This is a genomic window from Stappia sp. G46H5W, assembly GCF_058448995.1.
This window is the reverse complement of the sequence record NZ_JBZFLL010000005.1, coordinates 64,965-83,387: the sequence shown is the minus strand read 5'-3', so window position 1 is coordinate 83,387 and position 18,423 is coordinate 64,965. Positions and strand designations below refer to the sequence as shown.

Annotated in this window: 15 protein-coding genes; 7 read left to right on the top strand and 8 right to left on the bottom strand. The window is 68.3% G+C overall.

Annotated elements, in window-relative coordinates; genetic code table 11:
* Positions 1-102 precede the first annotated feature (102 nt).
* On the top strand, positions 103-2,157 hold the full coding sequence (locus ACVJ6E_RS15970) for an EAL domain-containing protein (protein ID WP_158592728.1): 2,055 nt from the start codon (positions 103-105) through the stop codon (positions 2,155-2,157).
* Between the two features lie 7 nt (positions 2,158-2,164).
* Here ACVJ6E_RS15970 and ACVJ6E_RS15965 read toward each other — a convergent pair whose 3' ends face one another.
* The 6 genes from ACVJ6E_RS15965 to ACVJ6E_RS15940 form a co-directional block, all read right to left on the bottom strand.
* A complete protein-coding gene (locus ACVJ6E_RS15965; protein ID WP_120269825.1) occupies positions 2,165-3,250 on the bottom strand; it encodes a Re/Si-specific NAD(P)(+) transhydrogenase subunit beta in 1,086 nt (361 codons plus the stop codon).
* A gap of 7 nt (positions 3,251-3,257) precedes the next feature.
* Positions 3,258-5,042, bottom strand: coding sequence for a SulP family inorganic anion transporter (locus ACVJ6E_RS15960; RefSeq protein ID WP_120269824.1), 1,785 nt, complete (start codon positions 5,040-5,042; stop codon positions 3,258-3,260).
* Between the two features lie 145 nt (positions 5,043-5,187).
* Positions 5,188-5,628, bottom strand: a complete 441-nt coding sequence (locus tag ACVJ6E_RS15955; RefSeq protein ID WP_120269823.1) for a protein tyrosine phosphatase family protein — start codon at positions 5,626-5,628, stop codon at positions 5,188-5,190.
* An 11-nt stretch (positions 5,629-5,639) separates the two neighbouring features.
* Positions 5,640-6,533 (bottom strand): MBL fold metallo-hydrolase, encoded by an 894-nt coding sequence (locus ACVJ6E_RS15950; protein ID WP_120269822.1) that lies wholly within the window; start codon positions 6,531-6,533, stop codon positions 5,640-5,642.
* A gap of 56 nt (positions 6,534-6,589) precedes the next feature.
* Positions 6,590-7,027 carry a DUF6691 family protein gene (locus tag ACVJ6E_RS15945; RefSeq protein WP_120269821.1) on the bottom strand — a complete coding sequence of 146 codons (438 nt, stop codon included), beginning with the start codon at positions 7,025-7,027 and terminating at the stop codon, positions 6,590-6,592.
* 3 nt (positions 7,028-7,030) lie between these two features.
* Positions 7,031-7,474, bottom strand: coding sequence for a YeeE/YedE family protein (locus ACVJ6E_RS15940; protein WP_120269820.1), 444 nt, complete (start codon positions 7,472-7,474; stop codon positions 7,031-7,033).
* A 164-nt stretch (positions 7,475-7,638) separates the two neighbouring features.
* Between ACVJ6E_RS15940 and ACVJ6E_RS15935 the strand changes: the two genes are divergently transcribed.
* Positions 7,639-7,953: an ArsR/SmtB family transcription factor gene (locus tag ACVJ6E_RS15935; protein ID WP_245165622.1), complete on the top strand. Its 315-nt coding sequence runs from the start codon at positions 7,639-7,641 to the stop codon at positions 7,951-7,953.
* On the opposite strand, the gene ACVJ6E_RS15930 is transcribed toward ACVJ6E_RS15935, so the two are convergent.
* Complete coding sequence (locus ACVJ6E_RS15930) at positions 7,905-9,998, bottom strand: bifunctional DedA family/phosphatase PAP2 family protein (protein WP_199681359.1); 2,094 nt, start codon at positions 9,996-9,998, stop codon at positions 7,905-7,907. The genes ACVJ6E_RS15935 and ACVJ6E_RS15930 overlap by 49 nt on opposite strands.
* Positions 9,999-10,296: 298 nt before the next feature.
* Between ACVJ6E_RS15930 and pap the strand changes: the two genes are divergently transcribed.
* Positions 10,297-11,763, top strand: a complete 1,467-nt coding sequence (gene pap, locus ACVJ6E_RS15925; protein ID WP_120269818.1) for a polyphosphate:AMP phosphotransferase — start codon at positions 10,297-10,299, stop codon at positions 11,761-11,763.
* Between the two features lie 9 nt (positions 11,764-11,772).
* Here pap and ACVJ6E_RS15920 read toward each other — a convergent pair whose 3' ends face one another.
* Entirely contained in the window at positions 11,773-12,639 is an 867-nt protein-coding gene (locus ACVJ6E_RS15920; protein WP_120269817.1) for a helix-turn-helix domain-containing protein, read from the bottom strand.
* A 118-nt stretch (positions 12,640-12,757) separates the two neighbouring features.
* On the opposite strand from ACVJ6E_RS15920, the gene pobA reads away from it, so the two are divergent.
* The 4 genes from pobA to ACVJ6E_RS15900 all read left to right on the top strand — a co-directional run bounded on the left by pobA (position 12,758) and on the right by ACVJ6E_RS15900 (position 18,417).
* Positions 12,758-13,972: a 4-hydroxybenzoate 3-monooxygenase gene (pobA, locus tag ACVJ6E_RS15915; RefSeq protein WP_120269816.1), complete on the top strand. Its 1,215-nt coding sequence runs from the start codon at positions 12,758-12,760 to the stop codon at positions 13,970-13,972.
* A 248-nt stretch (positions 13,973-14,220) separates the two neighbouring features.
* The gene (gene ppk2, locus ACVJ6E_RS15910) at positions 14,221-15,276 is read left to right on the top strand and encodes a polyphosphate kinase 2 (protein ID WP_120270190.1); all 1,056 of its coding nucleotides are present in this window, start codon (positions 14,221-14,223) and stop codon (positions 15,274-15,276) included.
* A 126-nt stretch (positions 15,277-15,402) separates the two neighbouring features.
* On the top strand, positions 15,403-16,692 hold the full coding sequence (locus ACVJ6E_RS15905; RefSeq protein ID WP_097174416.1) for an amidohydrolase family protein: 1,290 nt from the start codon (positions 15,403-15,405) through the stop codon (positions 16,690-16,692).
* Between the two features lie 210 nt (positions 16,693-16,902).
* Positions 16,903-18,417 carry a cytochrome P450 gene (locus ACVJ6E_RS15900; RefSeq protein WP_120269815.1) on the top strand — a complete coding sequence of 505 codons (1,515 nt, stop codon included), beginning with the start codon at positions 16,903-16,905 and terminating at the stop codon, positions 18,415-18,417.
* Positions 18,418-18,423 lie beyond the last annotated feature (6 nt).

The following is an 18,423-nucleotide window of genomic DNA, read 5'->3' as shown; positions in this document are numbered from 1 at the left end:
GGCCATTTTTCGTGACTTTGTTGTGGCAAGCACCGACAATTGGACGCATTGCCGTTACGGATTCTGCGATGGCGGAGCAACGGCGTGGGGGCGGACCGGATGATGGCAGGCGACGCGGCACGACCGGGGATGACATGGCCGGTGGAGGGGCTGCATGCTGCGATCATCGCCGCGTCCAAGGATCCCATCTATTTCTGCACTCCCGACTACATCATCCGCGAGGCCAACGAGCCTTACGTCGCGATCGGCGGCCTGACCCGCGAACAGGCTATCGGCCGCACGGTGCAGGAGGTCGCAGGCCCGGGCGCCTTCCCCCGTCGCGCCCCCTATCTCGAGTCGGCTCTGTCCGGCCGCGTTGCCGTGCTGCAGGACTGGGTGATGGTGCCCGGCCAGGGCCGCCGCTTCTTCGATGTGCGCTACCAGCCGGTGCACGATGCGGCGGGGCGGCTGCTTGGCGTTGCCGCCTATGGCCGCGACATCACCGACCTGAAGATGGCCGAGCAGGTCCTGCGCCTTTACGAAAGCGCGGTCACGCAGATGTCGGACCGCCTGTCGGTGGTCGACCGTAACTACCGCTACATCCTCACCAACGAGAGCAATGCGCGCTGGCATGGCTCCACCGCGGAGAGCTTCCGCGGCCGCTCGGTCGTCGAGGTCGTTGGCGAGGAGCGTTTCGCCGCGGAGATTCAGCCCTGGCTCGACCGCTGTCTTGCTGGCGAGACGGTGGAATACGACTTTCAGGACTTGGCTCCGGACGGCGCGCCGGTCGTCATGGATGCGCGTCTTCAGCCTTTCCGCAACGGCGACGGCGAGATCGAGGCGGCCGTCGTCACCCTGCGCGACGTCACCGAGACCCGCCGCCTGTCGGAGCGGCTCGAACGTCTGGCGCTGCAGGACGATCTCACCGGGATCGCCAATCGCCGGTCCTTCGAGACCGGACTGGAGCGACGGGTCGCGGCCTATCGCAAGGGCGGCGGCGGGTTCAGCGTCGTCTTCATCGACCTCGACGGGTTCAAGCTGGTCAACGATACCGCCGGCCATGGTGCCGGCGACCGGTTCCTGCAGGATATCGCCCGGCTGCTGCGCCAGTCGGCCGGCGAAGGGGTCGAGGTTGCCCGCATCGGCGGCGACGAGTTCGGTCTGATCATCGACACGGGCGAGACGGTCGCCGCCCATGCGATCTGCAGCCGCCTCCTGTCCGCCTTCGAGGGCTATCGGCTTGCCTGGGAAGACATGCAGTTTCGTAGCAGCGCCAGCATCGGCATCGCCTCTGTCGCGTCGGAAGACGACGACGCCACGCGCCAGGCCGTAACCGTTGGCCGGGTGCTGCAATGGGCGGACTTTGCCTGCATGCAGGCCAAGGCGGCCGGCGGCCACCGCATCGTTGCCCATGACCGGGCGGAGAAGACCGGCGACGACCGCAAGGTGGAGATCCATCATCTCCTCGCGGTGGAGCGGGCGATTGCCGAGAACGGTTTCCTGCTGCACGCCATGACGATCGTCGATCTGGCCAGTGGCGCGCCGGCGATGCAGGAGGTGCTGCCGCGGGTCGCCACCGGCAATGGCGACCTGCATGGCCCCTCGATGATCCGCGCCACCGCCGAGCGCCACGGATTGATGCGGGCCGTGGACCGGCTGGTGCTCAATGCAGTGCTTGCCCGTCTGGAGGCGGGTGATACGGACGGGCTTCCCATCGCTGTCGATCTGTCGGCGGAAACGCTGCACAGTCCGGTCTTCGCCTGTCAGATCATCGACCGGCTGGAGCGTGCGCCGGGGGTGTCGCAATCCCTGGTATTCGAGGTTTCGGAAGCGGCGCTTGCGCGCATGAAGCCGGAGGCGTGGAACCTGATGGCAGACCTGAGGGCCATCGGCTGCCGTATCGCGCTGGACCATTTCGGCCGCGGCGTTGCCGGGTTCACCCAGCTGCGTGCCAATGCGTTCGACCTGATCAAGATCGACCGGTTGCTGACCGCCGGGCTTGCCGGCGACCCGGTCAAGCGCGCCGCCGTCTCGGGGGTCGTCGGCCTGGCGGAGGCGCTGAGCCTGCCGACGGTCGCCGAATACGTCAACGAACCGCTGCACCTCGACATTCTGAAGGGACTCGGCGTTACCTATGCGCAGGGCCGGGCAGTCTCGCGGCCCGCCGCCTGGTCCTGATCCCTCATCACGCCGGCCCGCTCTCCTCGAAGGTCTCGCCGGGGAACCGCGCCTGCGCCCTAGCCAGCAGCACCGCGCGCGCCTCTCCCTCAAGGGCGGAAAGCCGCGCCCGCCAAACCGTCTTCAGCCAGCGTTTCGGCAAGCTGCCGGCCCCCGGCATCGCGTCGATCCGCTCCTGTACCGAACCGAGCCAGCCGGCTGCCTCCCCGCGCCGCCGGAGGCGCAGAAGCGCCTGTGCGACCGCAAGTCCGTAGCCCGGGTTGAGGCGCGCGTAAGGGTCGGCAAGGGCGCTGGCGACCGCCTCTGCCACGGCCGTTTCCGTTCCTGCGCCCTGTTCCGCGGTCTCGGCCATCGATGCGGCAAAGTCCGCGAAACGGGCAAGATCGGTGGGGGCATCGTCTGCGATCAGCCCGCGTTCGGCGCAAAGCGCGGCGAGATCGCGGGTGAAGCCTGCAATCAGCTTGCGGGCGATGTTCAGCGTGTAGAGATGGTCGTGACTGGCGTGGGACGAGGCGAGCGTGAGCACGCGCACCCGCTCCGGCAGGTCGCGGCTGCTCAGCGCCACCGCACCGGCCGTATCCGTCGCATCGAAAATGCCGAAGACCAGCGTCAGCTCGGGGCCTGCCCCGGCGCATTGCAGGTGCTCGGCCATGTCGGGCGCGTTCGCCATGGCCGGATGCCGCACGGCGCCGCTTTGGCTGCCCGGCCGGCCGAGCACCAGTTCGGGCCCGAAGGCGAAGGCCCGGCCATCGCCGCGTCGCAGCGCCGCGGCAAGCGCGCCATAGGCACCTTTCGAGGCGCCGTAATGGATGATCCGTGCCGCGCCCGAGGCTTTTGCGGCCTGACCGATCGCATGGTCGATGGCCGCCTCGCAGCCGAGATACCAGACGGGATCGGGGCAGTTGAGAAACAGGCAGGCATGGCGGGTGTTGGCGAACAGCCGCTCGAGGCCGAAGCGGCCCGCCGGCACGCGCACCTGCGAATAGACCACCGCAAGGCAGTCGCTGCCGCCGTTCGGCGCCGGGAGATAGCGCCAGACGAGGCCGCTTTGCGCATCGAACCCGTCCTGGCCGGGCGGGATGGTCTCGTCCATCGCTGCCTCAGATCTCCGGACCGATCCAGAAGTCGGCCTTGGTCGCCTTGCGCGGCTTTCGCGCCTCGGCGATATGCGCGGTGCGCGGATCGAGCGTGGCGAAGGCCTCGTACTGGGTCAGGAACACCTTGCCGTTGAGGTGGGTGAGGAAGTCGGTCCGTTGCAGCCGGTCCATCACCGGCCCCTTCACCTCCGACAGGTGGAAGCCGACCCCGGCGCCGGCGAGCCGGCGGCTGATCTCCTCCAGGCTTTCCAGCGCGGAGGCGTCGATCTCGTTGACCGCCGTGCACATCAGCACCACGTGCCGCAGCTGCGGCCGCTCGGCCACCAGCTCGGTCAGCCGGTCTTCCAGGAACCGGCTGTTGGCAAAGAACAGGCTCTCGTCGACCCGCAAGGTGAGCACGGTTTCGCCGGTGATCACCTTGTGCCGGTTGATGTTGCGGAAATGCTCGGTCCCCGGGACAATACCGACGATGGCCATGTGCGGCCGGGCGCTGCGATAAAGATGCAGCGCCAGCGATACGCCGACGCCGACGGTCACGCCGGTCTCCACGCCGAGGGCGAGCGTTGCCAGGATGGTTGCCGCCATCGCCGCGAAGTCGCTGCGCGAATAGGCCCAGACCCGCCCGAGAGCCTTCAGGTCGACCAGCGACAGCACGGCGACGATGATCGTCGCCGCCAGTGTCGCCTGCGGCAGTTCGGAGATCAGCGGCGTCAGGAACAAGGTGGCCAGCGCGATGCCGATGGCGGTGAAGGCGCCGGCGGCCGGCGTTGCCGCGCCCGCATCGAAATTCACCACAGAACGGGCAAAGCCGCCGGTGACCGGATAGCCGCCGGAAATGCCGGAGGCGATATTGGCCGCACCGAGCCCGATCAGCTCCTGGTCCGGGACGATGCGCTGGCGCTTCTTGGCGGCCAGCGTCTGTGCGACGGACACCGATTCCACGAAGCCGATCACCGAGATCAGCAGCGCGGGCACCACCAACTGGCCCCAAAGCTGCGGGTCGAGCGATGGCAGCGCGGGCGCCGGTAGGCCGGAGGGAATGTGCCCGACCAGCTTCACGCCCTTGTCGCCGAGAGAAAAGGCATGGGCCGCCAGCGTCGTCGCGGCCACCGCCGCCACCGGGCCGGACTTGGCGATGATGTCGGCAAGCCGGGGCCGCAGGCCCATCCGGATCAGCGCAGGCTTCAGCCCGCTGCGCACCCAGAACAGGAACAGCGTGACCGGCACGCCGACCGCCAGCGCATACGGGTTCACATTGGCGAGATTGGCTGCGAGCCCGCCGACGATCTCCACCATCGTGCTGCCTGAGCCGCTGATGCCCAGGATGTGCTTGAGCTGTCCGGCGGCGATGATCAGCCCGCTCGCCGTGATGAAGCCGGAAATCACCGGGTGGCTCAGCAGATTGGCGAGGAAGCCGAGGCGGAACAGGCCCATGGCGATCAGCATCGCCCCGGACAGCATTGCCAGCACGATGGCCGCGCCGAGATATTCGGCCGTGCCTTGCGCTGCGATCTCGCCCACCGCCGAGGCGGTCATCAAGGACACCACCGCCACTGGCCCGACCGCCAGCGCCCGGCTGGTTCCGAACAGCGCATAGGCAACGAGCGGCAGGATCGAGGCGTAAAGGCCCACTTCCGGCGGCAATCCAGCGAGCAGCGCATAGGCGAGCGACTGCGGGATCAGCATGATCGTCACGATCAGCGCGGCGATCAGATCGTCGGTCGCCGTGTCGCGGTTATAGGCGCGTCCCCAGTCGAGGATCGGCAGGTAGGAGGCAAGGCGTGTCATGTCGAAGCCGGAACCGCGTGTCGCAAAAGGAAAGCGCGCCGCCCGCTGGCGGGCGGCGCAACCATGAAACCCCGCTCGGCGAGCGGGCGAAAGGCGTTTGTCCGGCTGGCCGTGCGGCCGACCGCTGTCTCAGCCGGCCGACGTTTTAACCGGGAAGACCGTGATCGGCGATCTGGCGCAGCGCCGGGGCAAGACCGGACAGGTCGTAGCCGGCATCGCCGGCCATGCGCACCAGCTCGGCGGCATCGCGCTCGCCCGCCTGGGACAGGGCCCACAGGTTGATCGAGCGTGTCCCGGTACGGCAGAAGGCGAAGACCGGGCCGCTGGCCGCCTCGAGCACCTCGTGGAAGGCGCGGATCGTGTCGGGCGTGATGCCCTCGCGCCCCGTGACCGGCAGGGCCGTGTAGGCAAGGCCGGCCTCGGCGGCGGCGCGGGCGATCTCCGCCCCGTCCGGCTGGTCGGGGGCCTCGCCGTCGGGACGATTGTTGATGATCGCGACGAAGCCCGCGTCGCGGATCGCGGCGACATCCTCCGGCTGGATCTGGAACGATACGGTGAGGGTGTCGTCGACCCGGGCGCTTTGCATTCTTCCTGTCCTTACAATCCGTTGACCGGCACCTTGAGGAAGGTCCGGCCACTGTCATCCTTGGGCGGCAGTTTGCCGGCGCGCATGTTTACCTGTATCGAGGGAATGATCAATTTCGGCATGTCGAGCGTGGCATCGCGTGCCTGGCGCATCGCGACGAATTCCTCCTCGGTGACGCCGTCGCGCACATGGATGTTGTGCTTGCGCTCCTCGCCCACCGTGGTTTCCCAGCGGATCTCGCGGCCGTTCGGGCCATAGTCGTGGCACATGAACAGGCGCGTTTCCTCGGGCAGCGACAGCACCTTTCGGATCGAGTGGTAGAGCTCGTGCGCATCGCCGCCTGGAAAGTCGGCCCGCGCCGTGCCGCCGTCGGGCATGAACAGCGTGTCGCCGACAAAGGCGGCATTGCCCATCACATGGGTCATGCAGGCCGGGGTGTGGCCGGGCGTGTGCATGGCAAAGCAGGTCATGCCGCCGACCGTGTAGGTGTCGCCGTCGCGGAACAGATGGTCGAACTGCGAGCCGTCGCGCTGGAACTCGGTGCCCTCGTTGAACACCTTGCCGAACGTGTCCTGCACGAGCCTGATGTTCTCGCCGATGCCGATGCGCCCGCCCAGCTTCTCCTGGATATAGGGCGCGCCCGACAGGTGGTCGGCATGGACGTGGGTCTCGATCAGCCAGTCGACCGTCAGCCCGTTTTCGCGGACGAAGTCGATGATCCGGTCTGCGGATTCATAGGAGATGCGTCCCGCTGCATAGTCGATGTCCATCACGCTGTCGACGATGGCGCAGGCCTTGGACCCCGGGTCCTGGACCACATAGGAGATCGTGTTGGTCTGCGGGTCGAAGAAGGCGGTGACCTCGGGGCGGGTCGCCGGGTCGAGCGGATAGGTCGTCTCGGTCATGTGTCGTGCTCCATCGGTCGCGGATCGTTCCTGACGGGAGAGGAAAACAGGGTGGTTCAGGCCGGCAGCGGCGTGTGGGTGCGGCGGGCCTCGAAAAGGCGCACGGCGCCGATTGCCGCCACCAGGGCGCCGGCGAAGGCGAAGGGCTCGATCCTGCCGAGGCCGAGCGCCGGCATCACGCCGCCCGGGCAGAAGCCGGCGATGCCCCAGCCGATGCCGAACAGGGCCGCGCCGCCCAGAAGCCGGGCGTCGAGCGTGGTGCGGAGCGGCAATGCGAAGGCGGATGCCAGCACCGGCGCCGGACGGGTGAGGACCAGCCGGTAGCCGAGCATGGTGACCACCAGCGCGCCGCCCATCACGAAGGCCAGCGAAGGATCCCAGCTGCCGGCGAAGTCGAAGAAGTTCAGGACCTTGGCCGGGTTGGCCATGCCGGACAGCAGGAGCCCGGTGCCGAAGACGAGGCCGATGAGGAAAGCGGAAACGATGCGGATCATCGGTCAGGCTCCGAACACGTGGCGGACGAGAAAGACGGTGATGGCGGTGGTTGCCATGAAGGTCAGAGTGGCGGCGATCGAGCGCACCGAGAAGCGCGCCATGCCGCATACGCCATGGCCGGACGGGCAGCCGTTGGCATAGGACACGCCGACGCCGGCAATCAGGCCGCCGGCCACCAGCATCGGCAGCGACACGGGCACCTCGATCTCCGGCAGGCTGCCGGTGGCGGCGAAAAGGACCAGCGGCGAGGCGATCATGCCTGCAAGAAACGCCAGGCGCCAGCCGCGCTCGCCGAGCGCCGCCAGGCCGCCGGCATAGGGCGGAAGCAGCCCGCCGATCATGCCGCTGATGCCCGCGATGCGTCCCAGCAGCGCCATGGTCAGCACGGCGGCGAGGCCGATCAGCATGCCGCCCAGGGCCGAGGTAAGGGGAGTGAACTCGCTCATGTCGACGTCTCGCCAAACGGTGATTTTCAGGATCTTCCGAGGATGTGAGTCGCGACTTCTGTCAATGGCACTTTGGCACAGTTGCACTCACTCACCCATACGGGCTTCCTCGGATTGAAAATATATGCGAGCCAAATAAATTAGCAAGCATGAATATTCAAGATATGGAAAGTAAGGCTGACGAGGCCGCTGCCTTGCTCGCCTCCATGGCCAACAGCCGCCGGCTTCTGGTCCTGTGCCACCTCGTGCGCGGGGAATACAGCGTCGGCGCGCTGGCCGAACGGGTCGGCCTCAGCCAGTCGGCCCTGTCGCAACACCTTGCGAAGATGCGGGTTCAGGGCCTGGTCGAGGCCCGGCGCGAGGGCCAGACGGTCTATTACCGTCTGGCCGGCCAGGAGGTCCTGGCCGTGCTCGAGGCGCTTTACGGCATCTATTGCGGTGTGGACGCGGCACCCGAAGACGGTTCCGGCGGCGCCTGACCCGGGCGCGGCAGGTCCACGGCCTCGCCGCCCAGTGCCACCGTCGAACCGTCGCTGCGCATCTTCAGCACGACCCCCGGCAGCCCGTTCAGCGGGTTCTCGTCCGCCTGCGGCAGGTCGCGGTCGGCGCGCGGCGCCGACAGCTCGTTGAGCGGGCGCAGGATGCGTTCGTGGATCAGCGAGCCGACCCGCAGCGGCAGCCTTTCGCCGGTCTCCGTCACGATCTCGAAGCGCGTCTGCCAAAGCCGCAGGACCCAGCGCCCGCCATCCGCGCTTCCCTCCGTGGCGCTGGCGTCCTCGTCCTCGTCGCGCCGCACCAGCACCAGGTCGGCGCCGCGTCCGTTCTGGATGCGCGGCAGCGCGGGCAGGTCTTCCGGTGCGGTCTGCCCGGTCAGGAAGCCGGCAAAGGTGGTGAGCGACCAGCCCGGCGCGGGCCGGTAGCCGTCCTGCGCCAGCGCTTCGGCCAGCGCCTCAGGATCGCCGCTCCATTGCAGGATCAGCGGTTCCTCGCGCTCGCCGCTCAGCTCGATCCGGTGTGCCGGGATCTTTTCCCAGCCTCCGGACAGCCACTCCTGGCTTGTCAGGGTCTCGACCGGCTTGGTCGGGCGGTACATTTCCCGTGCCCGTTCGAAATCGCGCGAGACATGGACGCCGCCGACCACCGCCAGCGTCACGACGGTCAGGGCCGCCAGCGACCAGCGGCCGATCTTCTCGTTGTGCACCGATCCGAAGACGAAGGCGAAGGTCGCGACCATTGCCGTGCCGAAGGTGATGCCGCCGACCACGTCGCTCATCCAGTGGGCGCCGAGATAGATCCGCGAGAAGGCGACCGCGCCGATCAGCGGCACGGCCAGCGAGAAGATGCCGGCCTTGATCAGGGGCGAGCGGTCATGGGCGACCAGCACCGCGATGATGCCGAACAGCACCGCCGTCAGCGTCGCGTGACCGGAGGGGAAGGACAGCGCGTCGGCGCCGGTATAGATCTCGATCGGCCGTTCGCGCTGGAACAGCATCTTGAACAGCGGCACGAAAATCGCCGCGCTGGCGATCGCGATCATCAGGCCGGTGGCCCGCCGCCAGGCCTTGCGTGCGAACAGATAGGCGATGACCACCGCCGCCACGGCCGCGATCACCACCCCGTCGCCGAGCATGGTGATGAAGGTCATGATATCGTCGCCGACCGGCGTGCGCAGGTCCTGGAACAGGTTGCGGATCGATATGTCGGCGCGGTTCAACCCGTTGTCGGGCGAGATCGCCGCCGCCAGCGCCACGAACAGCGGCACGGTGACGATCAGCAGCAGCGCCGAGACGATCATGCCGGCCGAGCGCGGATGCGCCGGGTCCAGCATCTGCGCGAGCCAGAGGCTGAAGCGGTCGCGCCGCGAGCCCAGCCATTCGACCACCTTCAGCCGGCTGCCGGCATAGAGCGGCAGCACGATCAGGATCAGCCAGCGGGCGATCATCACCGCGACGAACAGCAGCACCAGGAGCACGCCGAGCACGGTCGCAAGCCGGCCACTGATCTCGCCCAGCGCGCTGAAGGCGGTGCCGGCGATGACGCCGGGGCCCAGATGCACGATGGCCCAGACGATGGCCGATGTGACGTTGATGAAGGTGAAGCGACCGACCGGCATGCCGACCATGCCGGCAATCCCCGGCACGATGGCCTTCACGCCCGGCACGAAGCGGCCGATGAACACGCTCTTGCCGCCATGCAGCAGGAAATAGGCCTCGCCCCGCTCCACCAGCGTCCGGTAGCGGTTGAACGGCCAGACCGACTTGATCCGGTGCTTGTAGACATGCCCGACCCAGTAGGAGATCGCGTCGCCCGCAATGGCGCCGAGCGTCGTCCAGAGCAGGATCGGCCAGGGGTCGAGCTTGCCGAGCCCGACCAGCGTTCCCGCGCCCACCAGAACTACGGTCGAGGGCACGAACATGCCGATGATGAACAGCGCCTCGCCCATGGCGATCGTGAACACGACCACGTTGGCAAGAAGCGGATTCTCGCCGATGAAGGCGACAAGCTGATTGAGAAGGTCGGTCACGAGACGCGGCCCGGCATGAACTGTTTCCTGGCTGGCGCGGGCGGAATTCCCCGGCGCGGCCCGCTACATGTACGTCCTGCGGCCGGGTTCGCCAATCCTCGGAAGGAGCATTTTTCCCGTTCCGCTCCGCAGCTTGGCGCACAGCATATGACAGGCGCCATCCCTGCGACTATATGAGGCGCCCGTTCGCCGCGTGCCGGGACGGACCGCCGGCCATTGCATCGCGGCGGCATGCGCGGCACCTTGATGGCCGCATGCGGCACGCGCCCGGCGGCATGACAGCAGGAGAGCAGCGCCCGTGTTTCAGTCGGCTTCCCTTCCCCTCGATCTCTCCCGAACCGATTTCGACGCGCTCGAGCCGAAGCTTCGCACCGAGCTTCTGGCCGCCCAGCGCGAGGTGATCGAGAAGAAGCCCTTCTCCGTGCTGGTGGTGATCGCCGGCGTCGACGGCGCCGGCAAGAACGACGCCATCGCCCGCCTGCACGAATGGCTCGACGTGCGCTACGTCACCTGCAACGCCTATGACGAGGAGACCGAAGAGGAGCGCGGCCGCCCGGACCTGTGGCGCTACTGGCGCGACCTGCCGGCGCTGGGTGAGACCTCCGTCGTCGTCTCCTCCTGGTACAACGAACCGCTGCGCTGCTTCGTGCAGGGCGAGATCGGCGAAGCCGAGTTCGAGCGGCGGCTCGCCCGGATCAACCGGTTCGAGGGACTGCTGGCCAGCGAGAACGTGCTGGTGCTGAAATTCTGGTTCTCGCTCACCGCGGAGGCGCAAAAGCGCCGGCTCAAGGGGCTGGGCCGCAAGGACCGGGCCCGCCGCATCCTGGCCGAATGGGCCGATATCGCCCATGCCAGCGGCGCCCAGGCCGCGTTCGAGCGTGCCGCCCTTGCCACCTCCACTCCGGCCGCGCCGTGGATCGTCATTCCCAGCGACGATGCGCGGGCCCGCGATCTTGCGCTCGGCCGGTGCGTCGAGATGGCGATCCGCCGCCGGCTGGAGGCGGCGCCGAGCGATCCGCTGGCCCTGCCCGCCGTCGTCGCCCGGATCGAGCGGCGCAGCGCGGTCGAGGCGGTCGACCTGTCCTCGCGCCTGTCGAAGCACCGCTATCGCACCGAACTCGACCGCCTGCAGGGCGAACTGGCCCGCCTCGTCGACCGCAAGGCATTCCGCGACCGCTCGCTGGTCGTCGCCTTCGAGGGCAACGATGCCGCCGGCAAGGGCGGCGCGATCCGCCGGGTGATTCGCCCGCTCGATCCGCGCCGCTACCGCGTCCACCGGATCGCCGCGCCCAGCGAGGAGGAGCACGCCCATCCCTGGCTGTGGCGGTTCTGGAACCGGCTGCCGCGCCGCGGCCACGCGGCGATCTTCGACCGTTCCTGGTACGGGCGGGTGCTGGTGGAGCGGGTCGAGGGCTTCTGCAGCGAGGCCGAGTGGGTGCGTGCCTACAACGAAATCAACGAGTTCGAGGCCGAGCTCACCGATGCCGGGGCCATTGTCGTCAAGTTCTGGCTGGCGATCAGCCGGCAGGAGCAGCTTGCCCGCTTCAAGGAGCGGGAGGAGACGCCCTACAAGCAGTTCAAGATCACCGACGAGGACTGGCGCAACCGGCTGAAATGGGACCAGTACGCCGAGGCGGCCGGCGACATGGTCGACCGGACCTCGACCAGTTTCGCGCCCTGGCATCTCGTCGCCGCCGAAGACAAGCGCTTCGCCCGGGTCGAGGTGCTGCGCCATCTGGTCGGGCGGCTGGAGGACGCGCTGTAGGGCGCGCGCTCATTCCACGCCGGAGGTGAAGCTCCGGCGAAACGCCCGCGGCGACAGGCCGGCCGCGGCGGAAAACACCCGGGAGAAATGCCCCGGATCGGCAAAGCCCAGCCGATAGGCGATGTCGGCGATCGCGCCCTGCGTGTAGGCCAGAAGCCGCCGCGCCTCCAGCATCTGCCGTTCGCGCAGCACTGCGGAGGCCGGTTGCCCGAGCGCCTGCCGGCAGGCACGGGTCAGGTGCGGCGTGGTCACCGCGAGCGCCGCCGCATAGGGCTCCAGGGCGTGCCACTCCCGGTAATGCGCGTCGACCAGCGCCTGGAAACGCGCGGCGAGCCGGATGGCGGCACTGCCCGCCCCGGCCCGCGGCTCGGCCTGCGGATCGGCCTCCAGCAGCCTCAGCGCCCAGATGAAGGTCAGCGTCGCCAGCGCGGCCAGCGCCTCGCCGCGATTCGCCCGGCGGCCCTGCTGCTCGGCCAGAAGCGCCTCCAGCTCGGGCGGTGCGGTGCGGGCCTGGCCGATGCGAACGCCCAGCAGGTGCCCTTGCGGGTCGATGCGTGCGCGGATCGGTTCGAACACCGCAACCGGCAGGGTCAGCACCGTGCCGGCGCTGCCCGGCAGGAAACGGAACCCGTGTGCGACGCCCGCCGGCATGTTCAGGAAACTGGCCGCCCCGAGCGTGCTCTCGCCCTCCTCGCCGATCAGCACCCCGCCGCCGCGCTCGATCCAGAACAGCTGGTGCAGAGAGGGGTGCCGATGCCGCGCGATGCGCCAGCGGCGCGGCCCGCTGCGCACCGACAGATGTTCGATATGCAGCGTATCTGGGAGGCCGGATCCTTCCGGTTCCCCATAAAGTTCATAGTCGGGCAGAGACGGCAATGTTCGATTCATCCCTGTATTTGACCGAATTCTGCATTCCCTTGTCCAGCGCTTCGCGCCCATTCTCGACACAAAGGCACGCCGTTTCGCAGGCCGATCTCGTCGAGGACCCTTGCGCATGACCCCCGCTCTCTCCGGCCAGAAGCCTGTCGATGTCCCTGCCCGCACCGGTGTCGTCATCGTCGGCGGCGGACCTTCCGGCCTGCTGCTGTCCCAGCTGCTGCATCTTGCCGGCGTCGACAACGTGGTTCTGGAGCGCCGCTCGCGCGCCTATGTGCTCTCGCGCATTCGCGCCGGCGTCCTGGAACAGGGCACGGTCGATTTGCTGCGCAAGGCCGGTGTCGGCGCCCGCATGGACCGCGAGGGGCTGGTGCACGACGGCGTCGAGATCGCTTTCCACGACCGACGCCTGCGCATCGATCTCGCCGATCTGACCGGCGGGCGCACCGTCATGGTCTACGGTCAGACCGAGGTGACGGCGGATCTTTACGCCGCGCGCGATGCCATGGGCGGCGCGGTGGTGCACGAGGCGGAGGACGTTGCCCTGCACGATCTGGAAGGCGCGCTGCCTTTCGTGACCTTCCGCCTCGGCGAGACTGTCCACCGTATCGATTGCGATTTCGTCGCCGGTTGCGACGGCTTCCACGGCGTCTCGCGCCAGTCTATCCCCTCCGACCGGTTGCGGCAGTTCGAGATGGTCTATCCGTTCGGCTGGCTCGGCCTGCTCGCCGACGTGCCGCCGGTGCATGAGGAGCTGATCTATGCCGGTCACGAGCGCGGCTTCGCGCTCTGCTCCATGCGCTCGCCGACCCGCAGCCGCTACTACGTCCAGTGCGGGCTGGACGAGCGGGTCGAAGACTGGTCCGACGACCGCTTCTGGGAGGCGCTGGCAGCGCATCTGCCGGCCGATATCGCGGCCCGGCTGGTCACCGGACCGTCCATCGAGAAAAGCATCGCGCCCTTGCGCTCCTTCGTCGCCGAGCCGATGCGCTTCGGCCGGCTGTTCCTTGCCGGAGATGCCGCCCATATCGTGCCGCCGACCGGCGCCAAGGGGCTGAACCTTGCCGCGTCCGACATCCACTACCTGTCGGAAGCGCTGATCGCCCACTACCGGCAGGGCGACGAGGGCGGCCTTGCCGCCTATTCCGACCGGGCGCTTGCAAGGGTCTGGAAAGCCGAGCGTTTTTCCTGGTGGATGACGACGACCCTGCACCGCTTTCCGGACAAGGGCGAGTTCGGCACTCGCATGCAGCAGGCGGAGTTCGACTATCTCGCCTCCTCCCGCGCGGCGCAGACGACGCTCGCCGAAAACTACGTCGGCCTGCCCTACTGAAGCCTCCCCGCTTTCGGTTGCCGGCTCTTTTTTCCGCCCCCGCCGCCCGGTTTGACTAGGGTCAAGGCGGCGCAGGCCCGAAGCCGCAGGATGGTCTTGCAAGAGATCCGCCTTGCGAGCGGATGGCGGCTGAGGAGGCGGGCGTGACGGACGGCAAGCGACAGGCAGCAGAGGCGAGCGGCAACACCAGCGCACCGGACGGCGCGTCTGTCCCCGCACCCGAGGCCGACGGCGCGATCGGTGACAGCATGGCCGAAGGGCTCTCCCTGGAGCGGGTCGCGGCCGTGCAGGGACGCGAGCTTGCGGCCGTTCAGGACATCTCCGGACACGAAGGAAACGGCGGCGCCGAGGGCCTTGCCGCGATCCTCGACGGGGCCTCGCCGGACGATGCCGGCCTGATGCGGAGGGCGCTCGGATTGCCCAAGCCGCCGGGCACACCGCGCCGGACCAGCAACGAACTTGCCCCCGACTGGCGCGAGGGAGGCTATCCTTACCGCTTCAAGATGCTGCGCCGCGACTACGAGCGCGAGAAGTTCGTCCTGCAGACCGAACTGCTCAAGCTGCAATCCTGGGTCAAGGATGCCGGCCAGCGGGTGGTGATCCTGTTCGAGGGGCGCGACGCGGCCGGAAAGGGCGGCACGATCAAGCGCTTCATGGAGCACCTGAACCCGCGCGGCGCCCGGGTGGTGGCCCTGGAGAAGCCGGACGAGGTGGAGCGTGGGCAATGGTATTTTCAACGTTACGTCAAGCACTTGCCGACGCTCGGCGAGATCGTTCTGTTCGACCGGAGCTGGTATAACCGGGCCGGCGTCGAGCGGGTCATGGGCTTTTGCAACGAGGAGGAATACCGCGAGTTCCTCCGCCAGGTGCCGGAGTTCGAGCGCAATCTGGTGCGCAGCGGAACCCATCTGATCAAGTTCTGGTTTTCCGTCAGCCGCAAGGAACAGAACCGCCGCTTCCGCGAACGCAACGTCCATCCGCTCAAGCAGTGGAAACTGTCCCCGGTCGACCTCGCCTCGCGCGACAAGTGGGACGACTACACCAAGGCCAAGGAAGCGATGTTCTTCCACACCGATACGGCGGATTCGCCCTGGACGGTGATCAAGTCGGACGACAAGAAGCGGGCCCGACTGAACGCCATGCGCTACGTGCTGCAGTCGATGCCCTACAAGGACAAGGACGCCAAGCGCATCGGCCGGGTCGACGACCTGCTGGTCGGACGCGCCACCGTCCTCTCGGAGCGCGGCGAATACGATCCGCGACACGGCTGGGACGCCCCGGAAACCGGTGAGGGGCTGCGCTGAGGCGCAGCCGCCAGCTTCCGCAAGCGGCGAGCATGCAAGGGACGCGCTTGAAACGGGCGCGGTTGGGACCGAAACTGCGGCGAGCCCGCAACGGACCCCGCCCCTGATTCCCGGAAAAAGCCGCCCATGTCCTTCGATCTTCTCGTCAAGAACGCCAAGCTGCCCGACGGGCGCGAACGCATCGACATCGCCTGCCGGGACGGCCGCATCGTTGCCGTGGAGCCCGGCATCTCTGGCGAGGCGGGCCGCGTCATCGAGGCCGGCGGCCGGCTCGTCTCCCCGCCCTTCGTCGACAGCCATTTCCACATGGATGCGACGCTGTCGCTTGGCCTGCCGCGCATGAACGAGAGCGGCACCTTGCTGGAAGGCATCGCCCTGTGGGGCGAGCTGAAGCCGCTGCTCACCGTCGAGGCGGTGGTCGAGCGGGCGCTGCGCTACTGCGATCTGGCTGTTTCGCAAGGGCTTCTGGCGATCCGCAGCCATGTCGACGTCTGCGACGACCGGCTGACCGGCGTCGAGGCGTTGCTCGAGGTCCGCGAGAAGGTCGCGCCCTATATCGACCTGCAGCTCGTCGCCTTTCCGCAGGACGGGCTCTACCGCTCGCCGACAGCGGAACGCAATCTTGTCCGCGCGCTCGACATGGGCGTCGACGTGGTCGGCGGCATCCCGCATTTCGAGCGGACGATGGACGACGGCGCGCGCTCGGTGCGGGCGCTGTGCGAGCTCGCGGCCGCACGCGGCCTGATGGTCGACATGCATTGCGACGAGAGCGACGACCCGATGTCGCGCCATATCGAGACGCTGGCCTGCGAGACGCAGCGCCTCGGCCTCCATGGCCGCGTTGCCGGCTCGCACCTCACCTCGATGCACTCGATGGACAATTACTACGTCTCGAAACTCCTGCCTCTGATCGCCGAGGCACAGGTGCATGCCATCGCCAACCCCTTGATAAACATCACGCTTCAGGGCCGCCACGACACCTATCCGAAGCGCCGGGGCCAGACCCGCGTGCCGGAAATGCGCAAGCACGGCATCAATGTCTCCTTCGGCCACGACTGCGTCATGGACCCCTGGTACTCGATGGGATCGGGCGACATGCTGGAGGTCGCGTCGATGGGGCTGCACGTCGCGCAGATGATGAGCCGCGACGAAATGCGCTATGCTTTTGAATGCGTTACGACCCACCCGGCGCGCGCGATGGGGCTGGAAGGCTACGGGCTTGCGCCGGGCTGCAACGCCGACTTCGTGCTGCTGCAGGCGGCCGACACGATCGAGGCGATCCGCCTGCGGGCCCGCCGCCTGGCCGTCGTGCGCCGCGGCAAGGTGATCGCGCAGAGCGATCCCGCGACCACGCGCCTGTCGCTCGAGGGACGGCCGGAAATCGTCGATCCGGCAGCCTACGCGCCCGGAAAGTAAGGGAGTCCGACGGTTTCCCTTGTTCTCGAATTTCGAGACGGATTTTGCAAAATACCGTCTCAATTTCGTGCAATTTCGAGACGGGCCTCTCGAAATTGCCCAAAGGCCGGACTTGGAGCCGGTCGCCGGGTTTGCGATAAGGGAGGGACGAAACGGCCCCGTTCGGACAGCGCTCCGAACAGCACCCCGGACAGGACCTGGACAGCACCCATGCAGCGACCGACAGGAACCATCGACGGGGATAGCGCGGCAGCCCCCGGCGAGGACAGGGCCGGGGATAACCCGGCCGGCGGGTGCCCGGTCGCCGGCCATGGCGCAGCCTCGCCCGCTGCCGCCGATGCATCAGCGCCGGGCGTCTACGTGCCGCCCTTCCCGCTGCGCCCGACCTCGCCCCCGCCGATCTGGAAGCTGATCGGCCTGGCCCGCCGCAACTTCCTCTCGGTCTGGCCGACCACGGCCTTCGCCAATCCCTGGCTGCGCGTCGCCGTTCTGCGCAAGCAGATCTTCGTCTGCAACAGCCCGGACCTGGTGCAGGAGGCCTTCGTGCGCAAGCACGACACGTTCGAACGCAAGAGCGCGCAGATGCGCCACGCACTGGAACCGCTGCTCGGCGACGGCCTGTTCATCTCCGACGGCGAGACCTGGCGCCGCCGCCGCCAGATCGTCGGCCCGATCATCCACGCCTCCAAGGTGCGCGACTTTTTCCCCGTCATGGCGGAGACCATCGCCGAGCGCCGCGCCGCCTGGGCGGCAGCCGGTCCCGGCGCGCCGGTCGACATGCTGCAGGAGATGGCGCACCTGACGGCGGAGATCATCTGCCGGACCATCTTCGGCCGCCAGCTCGGAGGCGACTACGCCGCCGAAGTGGTCGAGAGCTTCACCGACTACCAGCGCCACATCGACCAGATCGACCTGATCTCGCTGCTCGGCCTGCCCGACTGGCTGCCGCGCCGGCGCGGCCGCGCCATCCGCCGCGCGGTCGCGCGCATCGACAAGGTGCTCGACGAGATCATCACCAGCTACGAGGCGCGCCGGAGCGACGGCGAGACCTCGGTCATCGGCGGGCTGCTGGAGGCCCGCGACGAGGACGGCAAGCCGCTGTCGCGCGAGGCGATCCGCAACGAGGCGGCGGTGATCTTCATGGCCGGCCACGAGACGACGGCCAACACGCTGGCCTGGGCCTGGTTCCTGCTGTCGCAGGCGCCTTGGGCGCGCCAGGCGCTGGCGCGCGAGCTCGACACGGTGCTGGACGGGCGCATGCCGGAATTCGCCGATGTCGCCCGCCTGCCCTATACCCGCGCGGTGATCGAGGAGACCCTGCGGCTCTACCCGCCGGTGCCGATCCTGGCCCGCGAGGCGCTGGCCGACGAGACGGTCGGCGGCGTGCGGACCCCCAAGGGCTCGCTGGTCATGGTCGTGCCCTGGCTGCTGCACCGCAATCCGAACCTGTGGCCGCGCGCCGACAATTTCGAGCCGGAACGCTTCCTCGGCGCAACGCGCGGCGGCCAGTCGAAATTCGGCTATGTGCCCTTCGCCATCGGCCCGCGCATCTGCGCCGGCCTCGCCTTCGGCCTGACCGAATCGATCCTGTCGCTGGCGATCCTGGCGCAGGGCTTCGATGCGGAGCTGGAGCCGGGCACCGACGTGCAGCCGGCCTGCCGGCTGACCCTGCGCCCGGGCGAGACGCTGCCGATGCGCCTTCGGCCGCGCGCCTCGCGCACGTGAGGCCGC

What these genes read in the sequence shown, in the direction of transcription:
- ACVJ6E_RS15905 (WP_097174416.1), top strand. Translation starts at nt 15,403, where the DNA reads ATGTCCTTCGATCTTCTCGTCAAGAACGCCAAGCTGCCCGACGGGCGC.
- ACVJ6E_RS15950 (WP_120269822.1), bottom strand. Translation starts at nt 6,533, where the DNA reads ATGACCGAGACGACCTATCCGCTCGACCCGGCGACCCGCCCCGAGGTC.
- ACVJ6E_RS15935 (WP_245165622.1), top strand. Translation starts at nt 7,639, where the DNA reads ATGGAAAGTAAGGCTGACGAGGCCGCTGCCTTGCTCGCCTCCATGGCC.
- ppk2 (WP_120270190.1), top strand. Translation starts at nt 14,221, where the DNA reads ATGGCCGAAGGGCTCTCCCTGGAGCGGGTCGCGGCCGTGCAGGGACGC.
- ACVJ6E_RS15900 (WP_120269815.1), top strand. Translation starts at nt 16,903, where the DNA reads ATGCAGCGACCGACAGGAACCATCGACGGGGATAGCGCGGCAGCCCCC.
- ACVJ6E_RS15970 (WP_158592728.1), top strand. Translation starts at nt 103, where the DNA reads ATGGCAGGCGACGCGGCACGACCGGGGATGACATGGCCGGTGGAGGGG.
- ACVJ6E_RS15940 (WP_120269820.1), bottom strand. Translation starts at nt 7,474, where the DNA reads ATGAGCGAGTTCACTCCCCTTACCTCGGCCCTGGGCGGCATGCTGATC.
- ACVJ6E_RS15945 (WP_120269821.1), bottom strand. Translation starts at nt 7,027, where the DNA reads ATGATCCGCATCGTTTCCGCTTTCCTCATCGGCCTCGTCTTCGGCACC.
- ACVJ6E_RS15960 (WP_120269824.1), bottom strand. Translation starts at nt 5,042, where the DNA reads ATGACACGCCTTGCCTCCTACCTGCCGATCCTCGACTGGGGACGCGCC.
- ACVJ6E_RS15965 (WP_120269825.1), bottom strand. Translation starts at nt 3,250, where the DNA reads ATGGACGAGACCATCCCGCCCGGCCAGGACGGGTTCGATGCGCAAAGC.
- pobA (WP_120269816.1), top strand. Translation starts at nt 12,758, where the DNA reads ATGACCCCCGCTCTCTCCGGCCAGAAGCCTGTCGATGTCCCTGCCCGC.
- ACVJ6E_RS15955 (WP_120269823.1), bottom strand. Translation starts at nt 5,628, where the DNA reads ATGCAAAGCGCCCGGGTCGACGACACCCTCACCGTATCGTTCCAGATC.